Origin of the sequence: Psychrobacter sp. GP33 (genome assembly GCF_014119005.1) — a bacterium.
Taxonomy (GTDB): domain Bacteria; phylum Pseudomonadota; class Gammaproteobacteria; order Pseudomonadales; family Moraxellaceae; genus Psychrobacter.
Map to the genome: position 1 here is coordinate 1 of NZ_JACGYX010000003.1, position 18,491 is coordinate 18,491.

13 protein-coding genes and 1 tRNA gene are annotated in these 18,491 nt (G+C 40.8%); 2 read left to right on the forward strand and 12 right to left on the reverse strand.

Annotated features, from left to right (window positions below; genetic code table 11):
• Positions 1 to 597 (reverse strand): polysaccharide biosynthesis/export family protein (locus H2245_RS04805; protein ID WP_182406267.1); only part of this gene is annotated, 597 nt, incomplete at its 3' end.
• A gap of 1,239 nt (positions 598 to 1,836) precedes the next feature.
• Here H2245_RS04805 and arcC point away from each other — a divergent pair.
• Entirely contained in the window at positions 1,837 to 2,778 is a 942-nt protein-coding gene (gene arcC, locus H2245_RS04810; RefSeq protein WP_182406268.1) for a carbamate kinase, read from the forward strand.
• A 243-nt stretch (positions 2,779 to 3,021) separates the two neighbouring features.
• Here arcC and H2245_RS04815 read toward each other — a convergent pair whose 3' ends face one another.
• From H2245_RS04815 to fdrA, 4 genes are all read right to left on the reverse strand, one after another.
• Positions 3,022 to 3,516, reverse strand: coding sequence for a DUF1097 domain-containing protein (locus tag H2245_RS04815; protein ID WP_182406269.1), 495 nt, complete (start codon positions 3,514 to 3,516; stop codon positions 3,022 to 3,024).
• Between the two features lie 60 nt (positions 3,517 to 3,576).
• The gene (locus H2245_RS04820) at positions 3,577 to 4,449 is read right to left on the reverse strand and encodes a DUF2877 domain-containing protein (RefSeq protein WP_182406270.1); all 873 of its coding nucleotides are present in this window, start codon (positions 4,447 to 4,449) and stop codon (positions 3,577 to 3,579) included.
• A gap of 79 nt (positions 4,450 to 4,528) precedes the next feature.
• Entirely contained in the window at positions 4,529 to 5,950 is a 1,422-nt protein-coding gene (locus H2245_RS04825; protein ID WP_182406271.1) for a DUF1116 domain-containing protein, read from the reverse strand.
• A gap of 52 nt (positions 5,951 to 6,002) precedes the next feature.
• On the reverse strand, positions 6,003 to 7,541 hold the full coding sequence (gene fdrA, locus H2245_RS04830) for an acyl-CoA synthetase FdrA (protein WP_182406272.1): 1,539 nt from the start codon (positions 7,539 to 7,541) through the stop codon (positions 6,003 to 6,005).
• A 398-nt stretch (positions 7,542 to 7,939) separates the two neighbouring features.
• Here fdrA and H2245_RS04835 point away from each other — a divergent pair, with 398 nt between their 5' ends.
• Entirely contained in the window at positions 7,940 to 8,350 is a 411-nt protein-coding gene (locus tag H2245_RS04835) for a heme-binding protein (protein WP_182406273.1), read from the forward strand.
• A gap of 358 nt (positions 8,351 to 8,708) precedes the next feature.
• Here the strand turns inward: H2245_RS04835 and H2245_RS04840 are convergent, their stop codons facing one another.
• The 7 genes from H2245_RS04840 to H2245_RS04870 all read right to left on the reverse strand — a co-directional run bounded on the left by H2245_RS04840 (position 8,709) and on the right by H2245_RS04870 (position 18,488).
• The gene (locus tag H2245_RS04840) at positions 8,709 to 9,662 is read right to left on the reverse strand and encodes an NAD(P)-dependent oxidoreductase (RefSeq protein WP_182406274.1); all 954 of its coding nucleotides are present in this window, start codon (positions 9,660 to 9,662) and stop codon (positions 8,709 to 8,711) included.
• A 1,038-nt stretch (positions 9,663 to 10,700) separates the two neighbouring features.
• Positions 10,701 to 10,777 (reverse strand) — tRNA-Ile (locus H2245_RS04845).
• Positions 10,778 to 10,837: 60 nt separating this feature from the next.
• Positions 10,838 to 11,644 (reverse strand): pteridine reductase, encoded by an 807-nt coding sequence (locus tag H2245_RS04850; protein ID WP_182406275.1) that lies wholly within the window; start codon positions 11,642 to 11,644, stop codon positions 10,838 to 10,840.
• Positions 11,641 to 12,858, reverse strand: a complete 1,218-nt coding sequence (locus tag H2245_RS04855) for a tRNA nucleotidyltransferase (protein ID WP_182406276.1) — start codon at positions 12,856 to 12,858, stop codon at positions 11,641 to 11,643. Before H2245_RS04855 ends, H2245_RS04850 begins: the two co-directional genes overlap by 4 nt.
• 194 nt (positions 12,859 to 13,052) lie before the next feature.
• A complete protein-coding gene (locus H2245_RS04860; RefSeq protein ID WP_182406277.1) occupies positions 13,053 to 15,374 on the reverse strand; it encodes an NADP-dependent malic enzyme in 2,322 nt (773 codons plus the stop codon).
• A gap of 288 nt (positions 15,375 to 15,662) precedes the next feature.
• Positions 15,663 to 17,135: a YdiU family protein gene (locus H2245_RS04865; RefSeq protein WP_182406278.1), complete on the reverse strand. Its 1,473-nt coding sequence runs from the start codon at positions 17,133 to 17,135 to the stop codon at positions 15,663 to 15,665.
• Between the two features lie 156 nt (positions 17,136 to 17,291).
• A complete protein-coding gene (locus H2245_RS04870; RefSeq protein ID WP_182406553.1) occupies positions 17,292 to 18,488 on the reverse strand; it encodes a fatty acid desaturase in 1,197 nt (398 codons plus the stop codon).
• Positions 18,489 to 18,491 lie beyond the last annotated feature (3 nt).

An 18,491-nucleotide genomic window follows, 5' to 3' on the forward strand; every position in this document is an offset into this window, starting at 1 on the left:
GCCGTATAAAGATACGGGGGCATCAGCAATGTTAAATTCGCCTGGCTGTTTGACTTCGCCGTCGATAAAGAACTTATTGCCTCGATAGTCGATAATTTTGACTTGAGGGTCTGAGAATTTTAGGTAACGTTGAAGTTGTTTTTGTAGATTTGCGGTGAATTGGGGTACGCTGAGTCCACTGGCTTTAATGCGCCCGATAAGGGGGAACTGGACATAGCCTTGTTGATCAACTGGGAATCCTGAGGCGTAAGGGGTACCGCCATTGGCTGGAATGGGGGCAATATCAGGATATCCGGATAGGATAATGCTTAGGATGTCCCCTTGAGAGATGCGATAGTCGGTACGCCCTGAGGTTCTCAGCAGTCGAGATAGGTCGCTATTTGGAACGGCGGCTAACTTTGGTGGTAGGGTGGCTAAGGTCAGCGGTTGAATGTTGAATTCGATGCCATTTTCAGCGACGAAGGCGCCATTAGGAGGAAGTTCACCTGATTTTAACCCTGCGCTTATGGTGGGGGTCGTGGTGCAGCCTGAGGTTAATCCAATCATCAGAGTACAGGCGATAGTAACGCAAAATGATTGCTGAATTTTTAAAGGCATTATGATCAACTTCTACTATGAATTACAGTTTGATAAGCAATTAAACTTAATATGTACTAAAAAACTTCCGCATTCTAACATGTTTAAACGGTTATTAAATGGTTTTATGTATCTTTTGCGGACTTTAGTTCTTATTTAATTAAATTAGTCAACTAATTATAGACCGATAAGAAGAGTTTTCCGTCAAATGGTAAGCGTTAAATTTTACTCATTTATACATATTAACACCCTTGTTTAGAGCGAATAATCAAGGTTTATGCGTCACTACTATGCAAAAAATCCATTAATCTGCAGTTCTTATGAGGCAGATTGCGCTATATAGTATTGAAACTTAAACTGTACTTTTTAGCTTTTTATACCATTATTGGAATGCTCAATTACTATATGAGATCTAAGTCGTTTGTAGTCAAGTTAATTGATTGAATACGTAATGTAGGAGTCATAAATTACTGATCATTTTAGTGGTTTTTACCATAATTATTGACAGTTCATTATGAGTGGTTAGAAGATATGAAGAGCAGCTTTTAAATTAGATAACCTCATAATAAGCTTATCTATACCACATTCATTAGATCAATTCAGGATTTTTTGTGGGGGAATAATTTATTAAAAATAATATGAATTGAAAGTAAATAGAGTGTTATAGACCTATATTGCTTAAATTATTTATTTAAAGTAATTATGAACGCCATAAAAAAGGCTTGCCGCATCATTGCGAACAAGCCTTTTTTCTTTGCGCCATATAAATATGGTGAGCCTAGTATCAACTGAAATTAATATTTAACCACTTGATGTTAAAGGGTGTCATCTATTAATAAATTCCTTATACCAACTAATACATCAATAATTTATTTAAGTGGATAACTACTTATTTAGTCGAATTTAGAGCTACAAACCCTATGAAAAATATTGTTATCTATTGTTAAGCGTAGGTGGTTTATTATCTTTACGCATGTACTTTGTTTATTTCAAACCTTAGCATCTTCAAAGTCATATTCTAGGTAGTAAGATGATCTCAATAATGACCTTCACCCACAAACTCAATATTTGTATCACACCCATGATAAGATAACGAAAAGATAAGATACTACAAGCCAGCCCGTAAAGTAGAGCTGAATCATTAGGGTGGATATCAAAAGATAGCTTTAGTGCTATCGAATCAAACTAGGTCTATATTGTACTCGAATTATTATGAGTAGATATAAAGATGATTAATATTATGACTAACCGGAGGTATTGATGGCAATAATTGTCGTAGCATTAGGTGGAAATGCATTGCAGCGCGATGGCAATGCCTCAGCCGCTGATCAAAAAGCAGTAGCTTGCGAGACGGCAGTAAAGCTGGCGGCAATCGTCAGCCAAGGGCATCAGCTGATTATAGTCCACGGTAATGGGCCGCAGGTTGGTAATATACTACTTGCACAGCATGCCATTGAATCTACAGAGATACCAGCCTTGCCGCTCGATACTTGTGTCGCGATGACTCAGGGCTCAATTGGTTATTGGTTGCAGCAAGCACTGAATAATGAGTTTCAAAAAAACAATCTTAATAAACAAGCTGTTTCTATAATAACTCAAATAATCGTCAACAAAGATGATCCAAAATTTCTTAGTCCAGACAAGCCAATTGGTCCATTTTATGATTCCAAAGCTGAAGCAATGAATGCTGCTGATGGACAAGCTTATACTTTCCATGAGGATTCTGGTCGTGGCTGGCGACGTGTTGTGCCTTCACCAGCACCGGTTGCAATAGTTGAGACGGATGCAATCAAAGCTTTGATAAATGCTGGAGTGATACCAATTGTCGCAGGTGGCGGTGGAATACCTGTCATTAAGCAGACTGATAATAGCCATCAAGGTATAGAAGCAGTGATTGACAAGGATTCTTCAGCAGCCCTGATAGCTGAACTTTTAGGGGCTGATCAATTTATTATATTGACGACAGTGTCGACCGTTATGTTGGGATTTGGTACCCCTGAAGAGACTGCCTTAGAGAGGGTTAGTAGCGATGATATCACACGCTATATTGATGATGGACAGTTTGGCGCTGGCAGTATGCTACCAAAAGTTCAGGCCGCCCAGCAGTTTGTAAATCACTCTGGTAATAATGCCGTTATTGGTGAGCTAAGTGCAATTGAAGCTATTATGGCAGGTCATGCTGGCACAACGATTACCCCTTAGCTTGTTAGTTTTGGGGATTTTTATTACGAGTAGCTTTCTTTTTTAGTACTCATTTTGCCAAGTAGATAGCACAATACTGAACCTATCGTATAGTCAATTCATAATAAAAGAGATACGTTTATAGTAGCATTGTATCTTTTTTAAATGAGATCAACTGTATGATAGGTTTTTTGCTGTCGCTAGGATTTATAACAATTATACGTAAGAACAATTATATATAAGAATAATCATATGCAAAAATAGCTACGCCACAACTTTTTCAGTCATCTTTGGTGCGTACTTTGCAAATATTGCTTTACCCAGCCAATCACAGGCTAGACCTAGGATAGCACCGGCTAACAGCGACAATACAAGCAGCAGCACATTGTTATCAGGCATTGCAAATAATGAAAAGGTACCCACGAAGATACCGGGAACAAAAGCTGTCCACTTAACTTGACCCATCAACACAATACACATGACAAACACGCCAACTGCAAAGGCATAAGCGCCATCGCTACCACCCAACATCTCAGCGCCTCCAATCATTAGCCATGCAAAAAAAACACCGAATAGGGTAGTAATGACGGTCATAAAAAATCCTGATAAAAAACGCATACCCGTTGCAAAGTAAGCTGTCGTGCTCGCAAATCCTGCCCAAGCCACGAGGCCAATTGCACCCGCATAACCGCCCCAAAGTCCACAGAGTATACCGGTAACGGCTGCCGTACCGAGCGTATAGATTAGTTTGTTGTCCATAGGGTATTGTCCTTATCACCTATTTACGTAAGTATCAGTTACTTATTCATATACCAACTTCTAACCATAGTTCCTTGTAGCAATGTTCTGTAGTAACTTCCAAGCATCAAGCATGCCGACGCAAGTATCTTGACCTGAGGTGGCGCCGTGCGCGAGTACCGTTTGTAATGCCGGCTCAAATGCACTGGTTTGACTAGTGATGGCAATAAGTAGCTCGCGCAGTGGTGTGCTGTAGCGGCAGTTAAGTCCAGCACCTAAACAGGCTTGGCTAACCTCAGTTGTCGTTGTGATATTGTCTAAAATCGCCTGCTTCATGGTGATTAAATTGATGCTGTTAGCCGCTATTGAATGGTTTAGAACCAATAGTAGCCCTAGTAGATAATCGTCACCAGACGGCGTTAGTCCAATGCCAAGCCCAATCAGTTGCTTGGTTGCATTAGCAATGTCTTCAGACACTGCCTGTGCCCAAGCCTGCTTTAGTTGCGTGCGTCCATTTTCAAGTCTAGCGACCTGAGCGCTATTAAACACGTCGCCGGACATAGCACCGTAGAAGCTGCCTTTTTTAGCCTGAGCTTGCACGCGTTGTTCAAATTGCTTTAGATAATTGTGGCTTGGTAAGGGTAATTGGCGCTCAGCTAAACTATTGGTCACAAACTTACAGTTATCGAGTACGATAGTTGTGGTGTTAAAAGTAATGGCTATTGGGGACAGTTGAACTGTTTCACCAACAATGCCTAAATTTTGACCAATCCTATGTGAGCCTATCAAACCAGCTGGCGCGTTTGGGCTACCAATTGGAAAAATAGTCAGTAGCTCACCACTATCAAGTTGCAGATTAAGTGCACGATGAAAGGTACTTTTAACCGTAGCAGTCTTAGGAATCTGAATTGCCGTGTGCCAAGCGCTGTCAGCTGTGATAGCGATAAATTGCATTTTGTATAGCTATACCTATTAGTGAGCTTACTATTAATTAAGTCAAAGCCAGTTGCGCCAATGAAGTTAATTGATTTATTTAGTTAATTGAAGCTGCCAGAAGAACAATTGCTTTTTCAAACACCTCAAACGGTGGATTTACAAGACCCGCGCCAATCATACCAATACCAGCGTCTTTATGAGCAATAGCGGTGTTGATAATAGGCGGCACGCCAGTTTCTATAACTTTGATAACATCAATACCCGTTGCGAGACCACGGAAGTTAAGAATTGGAATGGTGATATTAGGGTTAGTACCCGTAGTGATATCCATCATATCCTTTGAATAGTTTAGTGCATCTTCAACGGTACCACCGACCAGAGGAATAATTGCCGGTGCCGCTGCCATTGCAAATCCGCCAATACCAAAGGTTTCAGTAATTGAGCTGTCGCCAATATCAAGGCCTGAATCTTCTGGTTTGTAGCCAGCGAACATAGGACCCATGACTTGCTGAGCAGGTCCGGTAATCCACTGAAAACCATCCATATGTGAGACTCGAATACCAAACTCGGTACCGTTACGGCACATAGTGGTGACGATGGTGCTGTTCTCTACACCATGCGCGGCGTCCATAGCGTTTTTTGATACCGCCATCCAAGTTGGACCTGAGAAATAGTCGCTTGATTTTACAAACTCAAAGACATCTTTTTTCTGCTCATTGGTAAAATCAGTCTGAATAATGTATGGGGCAAGCTCTTGCATCAGTAGCAGTGAACCGGCAAAGTTACGGTTATGATCTTCATCACCCATATGGATGGCTTGAGATAACAATAAGCGGAGGTCAATCTCGCCAGCGAGTTTCATCGCAGCGGATAGCATAGGGCCGTGGACGTCGCGCATCCAGTTAAGGCGATCAATAACGGATTGGTCGTTAGCGCCCATGCGTAGAATTTTTGCGAGTTGTTCAGACAAATTAGTGTAAGAGACGTTACCGTAAGTTTTGTTTTTAACCACATGCATGTACATGGAGGCTGACGTCACACCAGCCATGGAACCGACGCAATCGTGCTCGTGACAGGGTGAGAACTGCACACCCCCTGAAGCGGCGACTTTTTCGGCTTCTTCGATTGTTTTGGCTAGACCTTCAAAGACAATGGCTCCTGTAACAGCACCGCGCATAGCGCCGCACATTGCATCCCATTCGATGGGTGGTCCTGCATGTAAGATAGTGGTTTTGGTCATACCAGGGACGACATCAATAGCTTGCTCATAACCTGTCAGCACTTGATGCGACTGCGTAATCTTCTCAAATACTTCTTGGTTAGCGGCTTTAATCTTGGCGGCTATTTCTGGATGCTGAAGCTTCTTTAAAGCATCACGTACTTCTTGAGAGTACTGGCGCGGTGGTGTCCAGTTGACCTGTAGCGCGCTCGCACTTTGTTTCTCAATATCGCTGGCGAATGAGCTGAGACCAACATTTATAATGGTCATGTCTTTCGCTTTTTTACCAAATAATGACATCTTATTTTTCCTTTATTTATGTGTTTATAATTTACTTAGTAGCGTTTATTCATTATTGAGGTATCATTTTTAGCGCGACATTACCCATATCAACGACTGAATCGACGACATGAACACCCAAGTCTTTTAATTGACTGATCTGACTTCTTTTACCTTGGGGATCACGGTCCGTACCGAGAACGTAGGCAACAATTTGTAGCGAGCGCTTACCATTTCCGGCAGCCTCATAAGCTTGTTGAATTGAGTCAGTAGCCGCTCCGACTGGGTCGTCGTTTGAGCCGTAGCCAAGTACAAAATCAAGCAATATAACTGCGGTTTCAGGATCTTGTGCTTCTTTGATAAGGCGAGCATTACGAGCGGTTGGGTCAATCATTGGATGTGGCCTGCCACTGGTGAATTCATCAGAACCCATATCAAGTAGCGCGTTATCGTGACTAGTGGCACCAACTGGTAATTGATCTTTGGCATTTTTCGCGACATTGCTGACAACATTATCAGTGGCATCTTTTAGAATATAAAACACTTCATCGCAAATAGTTCCACCGCAGAAAACTCCGCGAATAAATTTTTGGGTTTTAGCAAACGAAGAATTAATTTTTTCATAGTCGAAGTCGTAGCTTTTGGTATCAGTATCAACAGATATACCCGCTGCTTGAACGGCTTTTTTTGCAGCTTCTAAGGTATTATTGGTAAAGTGTAGGTTGGCACTATTTTCTGTTGCGTCACTTTCTGTTGAGGTGTCACCAATAAAGCAGGCTACTATTGGCTTATCGATGCCCTTAGCTACTTCAAGTACTTTAACAGCGACTGCTTCTGCTGGTGGTTTTGAGACCAGCACGATAACTTTAGTTTGATCATCTTGCACCAGCATCTTTAAACCATCAATCATCATAATACCGCCGATATCCTCAGATAAATCGCGTCCACCAACCCCAATAAGTTGGCTGATACCACCGCCTAGTGCGTCAACTTGTACGCTAAGTTCCTGCGCGCCAGTACCAGAAGCGGCAACAACACCGACTGAGCCCTCATTGATAGCGTTGGCAAAACATAAACCAACATTATTAATAATAGCGGTACCGCAGTCCGGCCCCATAACCAGCAAACCTTTTTCGTGAGCCAATTGCTTGAGTGCCAATTCATCTTCTACGCTAACATTGTCACTGAACATCATGACGTTTTTATCTTTATTTAATGCTTTACGAGCCTCAGCAGCAGCGTATTCACCGGGTACTGAGATGATAACTAAGTTAGAATCACTATCTTCGATGGCTTTATCGAGTGAGCGGTAGGAGGTTTCCTGATTTTGGTCAGCAACCGAAGCCGTTCGCAGCTCGTCTATCTTCGCTAGTACTTCAGCACACATCTCTTCAGTTTCGCATTCTACAACGTAAATCATGTCACTAGTGGAGGCTGCTTCGATTTCAGGTGACATTAAACCAACGTCGCTGATAACCGCTTTGTTCATCGCAGTGCCCATCCCAATCATGGCTTTTTCCACGCCCGGCAACTTATTTACCTTAGTTGAGAGCGCCATTAGAGTCATTGAATCGGAGTAGACTCCTGATAGTATTTTTGCTTGTACAGGCATTTTTATATCCTTTTTTTAATTATGGTTATAATATGAGTATAGCTTAAGATTTGGGAGCATGTAGCAGTTTAAGTAACAAAGACGATTCCCTGAATTAATAGCTTACTCAAGAAAAAATTTATGAGGTAATATTAATCGATATAAACGAACTCTAGTATTGAACATATCACCTAAGTGAAACACTAAATACAAGAAATTTTGTTAACACTATATATAACATTGTGTTAACAACCTTTTTATTACCGTGATAATTACATGAATATTGACATTCAAAATATTTTATAAAATACAGAGTGCTCAGTTGTTAAAGCAAACCTCTGTTTTTTTTGATTATAGTCTGTGCCAGAACTCTACAAAACAATCAAATTAAACCGAAAGCAGTCAACTCTCGAGCTTATATGGTAACTATTCCTGTATTAACTGGTGAAATGGCACAGAACATGATCAACGCTGCTTTTCTACAAGCTAAAAAGGATCAAGTGATGCTATCAGTAACCGTCGTTGATGCTTCAGGACAGACTTTAGCAGTGTTAAGAGAGCATCAAGCAGGCATGCACACCCTTCGTGCCAGTTATAAAAAATCTTATGCTGCTAATTCACAAAAAAGAGAAACGGCGGTTATTGCTAAGGAAATTGCAGATGGGTCTATTCCTGATGATATTAGATATCTAGGTGAAAGCATGTTGATGATGGATGGCGGCATGCCCATATATATTGATGGCATTGTGGTTGATGGTATTGGAGTAGGTGGTGCGCATGGTAGTCAAGATGTTCGCATCGCTAAAGCAGGTATAGAAGCTTTGAAATAGAGCGTGCTAGACTCTTAGAGTTATCATATTTTAATATACAGACGATTTATTGCGACTTAAAAGCTGTAGTACGATGTCTTCTTCGATCGCTAAACATATTAAAGGTAATAAAAAGTAGGGTATTAGCTGCTCTAAATACCTCTAAGCCGAACTGCAACAGTATGGCCGCTATCATCATACCAATGAAACAAAGAATATTTTTTCGATTTCCCATCTGTTATATCGTTATACTTATAATAAAATAAAACATAATTAAAGTTTAACAGGTAGGGCTGAAATCTCATTTTCTTCCAATAAAAAACAAACCTACCGTGACGATAGGTTTGTTTTGAATTCTTTTGAGCTGTTTTGCACTACTTTAAATAACGATATTTTCTTGTTTGTCTTTTTCCCATGTAATAATATTATTAAAGGTAATTTCGGCTCTTCTTACCATGGCTTCCTCTGTTGCATAGCCGATGTGCGGAACAAGTACCGTATTTGGAGCACTTAGGATAGGATAATCTGTAGGAACGGGTGGTTCCATCTCCACTCTGTCTAAACCAGCGCCAGCGATGGTTCCATTGTGCAGGGCTTCTGCTAAAGCGTTATGATCAACAATTGGTCCAATGGCAGTGTTGATTAAGAATGAACTGGTTTTCATCAATGCCAGCTTATCTTTATTAATTAAGTTTTTGGTCTCAGCGGTTAGTGGTATATGAAGGGTGACAATGTCACTCGTCTTTAAGACGTCATCTAGCGACTTATATTCTACCCCTTTATCCACCAGTTCTTGGTTTATGCTTCTGTTATAAGCAATGACCTTACAGCCATAAGCCAAACCTAACTTTGCGACTGCACTACCTATGTCACCAGTACCTAATATTCCCAAGGTTTTACCATTTAAATCAGTCTGGCGGTAGCCATTCTTAGTACCACCTTCTCTGGTTATCGCATCTAACGGTACAATGTTGCGTAACAGTGCCGTTATTAGCCCAAAGGTCAGTTCGGCTACAGAGTTGGTGCTATAACCGGCGGCATTTGAGACTTTAATGCTTTTCTCTTTACACTTTTCTAAATCGATATGGTTATAACCCGTAAAGGCGATTGAAATATACTTTAGTTTTTCTGCCGCTTCGATCACGTCGCCACTTAGTGGCGTATTAGCGAGTACTAAAACTTCAGCATCTTTGATTCTGACCTTAATAGTTTCATCATCTAACTTTCCATCGTCATATACCACTAACTCATGACCATTATCCGTTAAAGGTTTTGAGATTAAAGTTAATTCTTCATCATTAATTCCTAGGGATTCTAAGATTACAATTTTCATTTTTTATCTTTCCTTATTTTTTATATTTACTTTTAGTAATATTGTTACATTTTTATCTAAGTGTATAATTCTTCAAGCGTTTTCTAGAATTCATTCATATGAGAATAACTAATAGTAATGACTTTACTAATAGTTATGGTTGGTAGAGTCTAGGTTATAGAGCTAAATAAGGCAACCCGTTTAGCATTATGGTAACGGCTTTTACGAACACTCAAGCTCCAATAATGACAATATCACCCAAGAAAAGCAGACTCTATACATCAGTCCTCCATACTATATTAATAACAGCGTGTAGAAGTTTTTCTACCTTCTAAAGCAAAATCATTCTTTGTCATTTGGATATTTTATTAGTATTTTGAACACCATAATATTGAGGTGTTTACTATCTAATAATTTAGAATTTAATTTAATTTTTACTGGTAGCTCTCTTAAGTATAAGATTGCTAATCAATAGAATTAAGCTGCCTGACTTAGTTTCTGCATTGGCGTAAAGCCGTCATTACGCAGCTCATGATTGTAGTGATATAACCAATCTTCAGCATAGCTCAATCATAAGTTGTAATAGTGCTTTTAGCTAAGCTAGTCTTCGTCGATTTGAAATAGTTATAAGCTCTTTTTAGTGTTGGTACGTTGTTAGTCTTATCTCTCGCGTTATACAAGTTATGATGAGGCCCATCATAAACATGGGTTTCCTCTACTTTATCTCGATATAATTTCCTACTAATACGCTTATGTAATGTATGGCGTTTAGATTGTTTACCTACACTACACGTAGAGCAAATCCAGTTAGTACATCGTCCATATAGATGTCAGTACCATTGGTGGCATGATTTACTGAGTCGATAAATTTTTAGTAAGTTTTATCTTCATATTCCACCTAATTATAATAAATAACTGTTATAACAGTATCCAGCATACTTTATTTGTTAAAGGTATCAAAGTATCACGATAGTATCAAAAATTTTAATACTATTATATTTTACTAAAATTTAAGCAATAAAAAACCCTTACAGACCAATTGCTGTAAGGGTTTGAATTTGGTGGGCCCAGTAGGACTTGAACCTACGACCAAAGGATTATGAGTCCTCTGCTCTAACCAACTGAGCTATGGGCCCTAACGTTAGACGCATCATAATACCTGATTCTAAAAGTTTTTCAAGTAAAAAATACATTGTTTAGCGATTACCACCCGCTAAAGTTAAACTACGTCCACCATCGACACTAATAATCTCGCCTGTGACATAGTCTGCTTGTGCTAAATACAGTACGCTATGGGCGATATCATCAGGCGTTCCAACACGTTGCATCGGTATACTATCAATAATATTTTGCTGCTGCACAGGATCTATTGCTTGATCGCTATCCGCTTCGGGTAAAATATTAACCCCCGGTGCAACCCCATTGACCCGAACATAAGGCGCCATCTCTAATGCTAATGACTGCACCATCATGCGATGAGCAGCTTTTGCCATGTTATAGACCGTATAACTGCTAAACGGTTTATTATCTGCATGGATATCGAGTAAGCTAATAATGCAGCCATGCTGGGCTTTTAAATGGGGCATTAAAGCCTGACTCAGCAGTAAGGGCGCTTTGGCATTGCTTAAAAACAGCTCATCCCACTGTGCATGATTAATATGACCAAAGGGTGTGGGGTAAAACCGCGATGCATTGTGTACCAAGACGTCAAGCTGACCAAAAGTCGCAAAAATTTGAGTGGCAAATCGGCGCAAATCCATATCGTTATTAACGATAGCTAAATTAGCAATAATGACCGCTGCACTATTATTACGGCTACGATTGAGCATATCCGCTAGGGCGTTAGCTTCGTGCTCACTATAATTACAATGGATAATAACGCGATAGCCTTGGTTATGAGCTGCATGAATAATGGCAGCACCGATACGTTTGGCACTACCAGTTACCAGCATAACGGGGGCTAGTTGATTCGTTACGTTTGCGTTAGAGGCTGTTTCGTTCATAACACTATTGATATTTTATTATTTATAGCCATCGTTTGCACTTGCAAATGGTCAATACGTGCAAGGCGTAACGCTGCACCGATATCCGCCCCTTTAAGGTCTGGCGCGATATCTGCTATGCCGATAGCATGAAAACTATTCAGCGCTAGCATCATTTGGCGGTGCTGTTGTGCCAATTGTAACACATGACTCGTTACCAACAGTTGAGACAATTTATCTGGCTCTTTATGAGCGCTACAGGCTTGAAGCAAATCTATTTTTTGTGCAGCTGTCAGCGTGTTTATCTCCTTTAAATATTCTGCTTGTTGGATAAATAAACTGGCAAACTGAGTGTGGATTTTGGGCGCTTTAACCGTGTTGCCAATACTGTTAATTTGTTTGACAGTAGCATTTGTATCATGGTTATTATCAATATTAATATTTGAATCAAATAACGCTGGATTGAGACTGGTCATCAGCAATGCCCAACGCTGTGATAGGTTCAATTGCATTTGTGCTGAAAAATAAAGCGCCGTTTGGACAGTCTCACGTATATGAGTATTGTGCCAAGCCTGATGTAGGGGCGCAAAACAAGCTTGCAGTACACCGCTTATAAACAGTTGCTGCCAATAAACTTGCGGGGAGTTCTGCATCATGGCGCGGCTTGATTCTTGCCAGATACGTTCCGCACTTAAATGCGCGAGCTCACCGGAGCTGACCAGCATTTGCATTAAATGTAAGGTTTCTTCAGCAATAGAAAATCCCAAATCATAATAGCGGCTATAAAAACGTGCGGTTCTTAAAACACGTAATGGATCTTCACTAAAAGCCTCTGACACATGGCGCAAAACTTTATCTTCAATATCTTGTAAGCCACCATAATAATCAATGACTTCACCATTAGTATGGCTATCATCAGTAAGGCTAGTTACCTCGATAGCCATCGCATTGACAGTTAAATCACGGCGTTGTAAGTCTTCTTTTAACGTCACTATTGGGCTTGCATGAACGCTAAAGCCCTGATAGCCATGTCCAAGCTTACGCTCTGTACGTGCCAGAGCATATTCTTCCTGCGTATCTGGATGCAAGAAGACGGGGAAGTCTGCGCCCACTTGATTAAACCCAGCGGCAAGCATGTCAGCGACCGTCGAACCTACTACCACAAAGTCTTTATCTTTAACGGGACGACCTAATAGTTGATCGCGTACGGCACCACCAACAAGATAGACTTGCATCGCACCCTCTTTATAATTTTATGAATGTATTTGCTTTATAATAGTTAATGATGCTAAATAAAATGCCAAAAAAAACCAGCTAACGCGATTGTGACGGCGTTGGCTGGTTTTATTATAACAGACTGACACTACAAATTAATGATAGTGAGCCTTTACAGTTAATCTTATCGTAGCGCGTTAATTTATATAATTAACTACTTCTGCTCGTTTTCTAAGTCTTGTGCTTCAGTGACGGCAAGGGCAGTCATATTAACCACACGGCGTGCTGTTGCTGACGGGGTTAAGATATGAACTGGCTTATTGGCACCTAATAAAATAGGTCCAATAGTGGCGCTGCCAGTCGCTGTTTTAAGCAGGTTAAAGGCAATATTTGCCGAATCTACCGTTGGCAAAATAAGTAGATTTGCCGCACCTTGGAGTTGGCTTGATGGCAAATCATGGGCACGGATATTAACATCTAATGCCGCATCACCTTGCATTTCACCATCAAAGTCAAAGTCAACGTTCATCTCACTGAGCAACTGGAATACTTTACGCATTTTCACAGCGCTGGCGCGATCTGAGGTGCCAAAGTTGGAATGCGATACCAAGGCCACACGCGGAGTAATGTTAAAACGACGTAATTGATCAGCGGCCAATACCGTCATCTCTGCCAATTGTTCAGCAGTTGGGTCTTCATGAATATAGGTATCTGCAATAAAAATGTTGCGATCTTGCATCAACACCGCATTCATAGAATAAAAATCACTGATACCTTCTTTTTTACCGATAACGTTTTGCAAATATTTAAGATGCAATTGATAATGACCAAAGGTACCGCAAATCATACCATCGGCATCGCCATTTTCAACCAGCAAGGCACCGACTAGCGTCGTCTCACGGCGAACATCGCGACGTGCAAGTTCAATGCTAACACCATTGCGTTTGTTGTTCTCGTAGTAGCCTTGCCAGTAGTCTTTGTAGCGTGAATCATCATCAATGTTCACAATAGTGATATTGTCACCATCTTTTAAACGTAAGCTGAGTTTTTTGATATTGGCTTCAATGATTGCTGGGCGACCAACCAAGATAGGCTGTGCCAAACCTTCATCAACCACAACTTGCACGGCAAGTAGAACGTTATAGTCTTCACCTTCACAGTACACAATACGTTTAGGGGCTGACTTCGCACGGGCAAAGATCGGCTTCATAACGAAGGCTGAGTTATAAACAAACTCAGATAGACGCTGACGATATGCTTTCATATCTTCAATAGGCAATGTGGCAACACCAGTGTCCATTGCAGCTTGGGCTACAGCAGAAGCGATCTCAATGATTAAGTTTGGCTCTAGCGGTCCTGGAATCAAGTATTCACGACCAAAGCTTGGCGTGTTTTCGATATTTTTGGCGTTTGCCGCTGGAGTAGCTTCCACATGTGCCATTGCAGCAATTGCACGTACACATGCAATTTTCATTTCTTCATTAACTGTCGTTGCACCAACATCTAGCGCACCGCGGAAGATATAAGGGAAGCATAAAGCATTGTTTACTTGGTTTGGATAGTCTGAACGACCCGTTGCCATAATGACGTCTGGACGTACAGAATGTGCCAATTCAGGCATAATCTCAGGCGTTGGATTAGCAAGGGCAAAGATGATTGGGTCTTTTGCCATACGGCGAACCATATCAGCGGTCAACGTTCCAGGCATAGATAAACCTAAGAACATATCCACGTCATCTATAAGCTCGTCAATAGTCGTGGCTGTCGTATCACGAGCATATAACTGCTTTGTTTCATCTAAATTTTCACGGCTGGTAGTAATGATACCGCGTGAGTCAGATACATAGATATTATTTTTATTAACACCAAGTGCACAGATAATATTTAAGCAAGAAATGGCTGCTGCACCTGCACCTGAACAGATAATTTTTAAGTCTTCAATTTTTTTGCCAGTAATGATTAACGCATTTAGCATTGCTGCGGCAACAATAATAGAGGTGCCGTGCTGGTCATCATGGAATACCGGAATATTCATACGTTTGCGTAATGCACGCTCGATTTTGAAACATTCGGGTGCTTTGATGTCTTCTAAATTGATACCACCGAAAGTGGGCTCTAAAGCAGCAACGGCTTCAATAAATTTATCTGGATCTTCTTGGGCAATTTCGATATCGAAAACATCAATACCGGCAAATTTTTTGAATAAAACACCTTTACCTTCCATTACAGGTTTGGATGCCAATGCGCCAATATTACCTAAACCGAGCACCGCCGTACCGTTAGTAATAACTCCAACTAGATTGCTACGAGCCGTATATTTTGCCGCTAAAGAAGGGTCTCTTTGAATTTCAAGACAAGGCACTGCCACACCAGGTGAATACGCCAACGCCAAATCACGTTGGTTTGCAAGCTGTTTGATAGGAGTGACCGAAATTTTACCCGGACGCGGGTGGGAATGGTAATGCAGCGCCGCTTGCTCAAACTGCTCTTTGTCCGTATTGTGATTATCCATATTCAAATTAGTATCGTCATTCATAGTCTTAGCCATTGTTAGAGTAAATTGGAATAAACTGTAATAGAGTGAAATCAACGCTTTAGATTATACTGTTAATGAAGAAACACCTTAAAAGCTGAAGGTGTTATAGACAAACGAAAGTTGACAGCAGTTTATTCTAGCACTATTAATAATTGAGTTCCTAGTGAACAAAGATGAAATATGTAAATATAGCGAAAATTAATATTCAATATTTAGTATATTGATGATAAGTGTTTAAATTGTGATAGAGATATCAATAGTTATATTTTCTTTAGTAAAATACTGGATTTAAGAAGAACAACTAATTGGCAATGGTCTTGCATGTGGCGCAGGCGGACGGCTATCTAAATCAGTAGCAATAGTTTGTACGATATAAGGCGTATTTAGTAAGTCAAAAAGTCGCGCAACTTCCTCAAACTGTCCTTGTTCAGCCGCGTCAATAGCGCATTGTGCCATATCATTACGCAAAATATAGACCGGATTGTTTGATTGCAAATCAAGCACAACTTGCTCTTGGTTAGACGATTGAATTTGGGTCATATAACGCGTTTGCCAATTTTGCCAAACCTGTTTGGCGTCCTCATTAAGCTCAGCAAGCATGGTTAATAACAGTTGCTGCTCATAAGAATATGTCTCTGCTGAGACCAGTCCCAGTAATGCTCGAAAGCTATTGGTATAATCTAATAAGTTATCTTCTAAGAAAGTTAGAAATTCAAACGCTAATATTAAGCTCTCGGACTGATGGGGCAGTCCTAATTTTCGGCACAACCCTTGCTGATAATGCTGCATAAAGACTGGCTCATAGACCTCTAAGCAATCCGCCAAACTGTCACGTGTGACGCCAGCTTGGGTCAAACGCATAAAGTTCGGTAACCAATTATTAAGATTCCAATGTCCGATAGCAGGCTGATTCTGATAGGCATAGCGCCCACTATGGTCAGAATGGTTATTAATCCAAGCAGGGTTAAAACGTTCCATAAAGCCAAACGGACCAAAATCTAACGTGCTACCAGTAATGGACAAGTTATCCGTATTCATCACCCCATGCGCAAAACCAATCAGCTGCCAATCGGCAATCATCCGTGCTGTGCGTTCAACCACCGCTTGTAAAAATGCCAATACTGGCTTCTCGCTATTACGGCATTCTGGGTAGTAAGTATCAATCATATAATCAGTAAATTCGCCCAATAAATCTGGCGCAAAGCTGGCAATCCATTCCACGTGACCAAGACGAATATGACTGTCAGCAACGCGCATTAATGCCGCACCGGATTCTATACGTTCACGGCGTACTGGCGTGTCCGACACGATAAACCCGAGCGCATTAGAAGATGCAATGCCCAATTGCGTGAGCGCATGACCACACAAATATTCGCGAATGGTACTACGTAGCACCGCACGTCCATCACCCATACGAGAATAAGGCGTCAGACCACTACCTTTTAAATGCAAGTCTTGTAATTGACCATCTTTATTCAGCACTTGCGCCATCAGTAAGCCGCGCCCATCACCCAATTGTCCTGCCCATTGACCAAACTGATGACCTGCATATGCCATAGATAATGGTGCAAATTTATCAGGCACATAATGACCACCAAGAATCTCAACCCAACGCGCCATTAAATCCGTGTCATCAAGCCAGCCAAGTTGCTCCGCCACTTGCAAATTAAAATGCCCAGCACGTGGATTATCAAGTGGTGTTGGTAACTGGCGAGTATAAAGACGGGTATCTAAGTTTTTATAAGTATTGTGGTAGCGCATATAAAGTATCCGTGTATATATAAATAATATCAAACCACTATAACATAGCCTAAAAATTGCCTAACTAAAACCCTGCATAAAAAAATCCCCTCTATCTAATCTAGATAAAGGGGAGGAGAAACTTTTAAAATAAACAACTTTTTATGATATGAAGACTTAAGCCGCTTTATTATTATAGCCAATAGAGCGGAAGGCTATTTTTAAATTATCATTATGCGCATGGATTTTTTCTTCAATCTTTGCGTATTCATGCTTAAGATTTTCATCAACTTCATGCAGACGGTCAGCAAACTCAGTCTTTTTCATCTCAATTGCTTTAGCTTTCAAGGCTTGCCATTCTTCAACCGTTTGGGTAAAGGCGTCAAATTCAAACTTAATACGGTCTTGGAAACTTTGCATTGCATGGGTGATATCAAGTCCACCTGATTTCACCGTATCAATTTGCTGATGAGCTTGTTTAAACTGCATTTGTACTTCAGCATGCTTAATCGTGGTGTCATCAACCGTACGTAGCTCAGAAGTTAAGCCTACTTTTGACAATCCAGCAATCAGCCATTTAGTAGGGTCATATTGCCACCATTTCACTCCGTTACGATAGTCGTATTGGAAGAAGTGATGGTAGTTATGATAACCCTCACCCCAAGTAAATATGGCTAAGAAAAAGTTATCACGCGCCGTATTGGTATCTGTATAAGGGCGTGTACCCGTGATATGACATAACGAGTTGATAAAGAAAGTAAAGTGATGGGTTAATACCAGACGTAACAGTCCAGCAAGTACTAACGTACCCCATACATCGCCAACCAACCAACCAACTGCCGATACTAAGCCAACGTTCGCGGCTAATATCCAAAGACCATAATATTTATGCTGAATTTGTAGCACTCTATCTTTAGTTAAATCAGGAATGTTCTTATAATCAAATCTGCCACTTGGATAGTTGCGTAACATCCAACCCATATGGCTAAAGAAAAACCCTCGCTTCGCTGAATACGGGTCATCTAAGCGGTCATCGACATGACGATGATGGCTGCGGTGACCTGATACCCAATCAAAAGCTGAGCCTTGAACTGCAAGGGTAGAACCGAGCAATAAAAAGTTCTTAACGATAGGATGGGCTTTATAAGCGCGATGCGACAACAGGCGGTGATAACCTGCAGTAATACTAATACCTGTCCATACCATAAAGGCACCAAACACACCCCATACTGGCGCACTGACTTGATGGGTTATAAGATACCACGGTGTAATAACAGCAGCAGCAAGTGGCGTCGCTATTAAAACAGCAGCCGGTATCCAGTTGATTGGGGCTTTCTTAAACTCAAGTTCTCGAATATCGATAGTCTCATTCATAGA

Bases quoted from the DNA above. Each gene is read 5' to 3' on its own strand.
- H2245_RS04850 (WP_182406275.1), bottom strand. From the start codon at position 11,644: ATGAACGAAACAGCCTCTAACGCAAACGTAACGAATCAACTAGCCCCC.
- H2245_RS04820 (WP_182406270.1), bottom strand. From the start codon at position 4,449: ATGCAATTTATCGCTATCACAGCTGACAGCGCTTGGCACACGGCAATT.
- arcC (WP_182406268.1), top strand. From the start codon at position 1,837: ATGGCAATAATTGTCGTAGCATTAGGTGGAAATGCATTGCAGCGCGAT.
- H2245_RS04865 (WP_182406278.1), bottom strand. From the start codon at position 17,135: ATGCGCTACCACAATACTTATAAAAACTTAGATACCCGTCTTTATACT.
- H2245_RS04840 (WP_182406274.1), bottom strand. From the start codon at position 9,662: ATGAAAATTGTAATCTTAGAATCCCTAGGAATTAATGATGAAGAATTA.
- H2245_RS04860 (WP_182406277.1), bottom strand. From the start codon at position 15,374: ATGAATGACGATACTAATTTGAATATGGATAATCACAATACGGACAAA.
- H2245_RS04870 (WP_182406553.1), bottom strand. From the start codon at position 18,488: ATGAATGAGACTATCGATATTCGAGAACTTGAGTTTAAGAAAGCCCCA.
- H2245_RS04835 (WP_182406273.1), top strand. From the start codon at position 7,940: ATGGTAACTATTCCTGTATTAACTGGTGAAATGGCACAGAACATGATC.
- H2245_RS04825 (WP_182406271.1), bottom strand. From the start codon at position 5,950: ATGTCATTATTTGGTAAAAAAGCGAAAGACATGACCATTATAAATGTT.
- fdrA (WP_182406272.1), bottom strand. From the start codon at position 7,541: ATGCCTGTACAAGCAAAAATACTATCAGGAGTCTACTCCGATTCAATG.
- H2245_RS04815 (WP_182406269.1), bottom strand. From the start codon at position 3,516: ATGGACAACAAACTAATCTATACGCTCGGTACGGCAGCCGTTACCGGT.
- H2245_RS04855 (WP_182406276.1), bottom strand. From the start codon at position 12,858: ATGCAAGTCTATCTTGTTGGTGGTGCCGTACGCGATCAACTATTAGGT.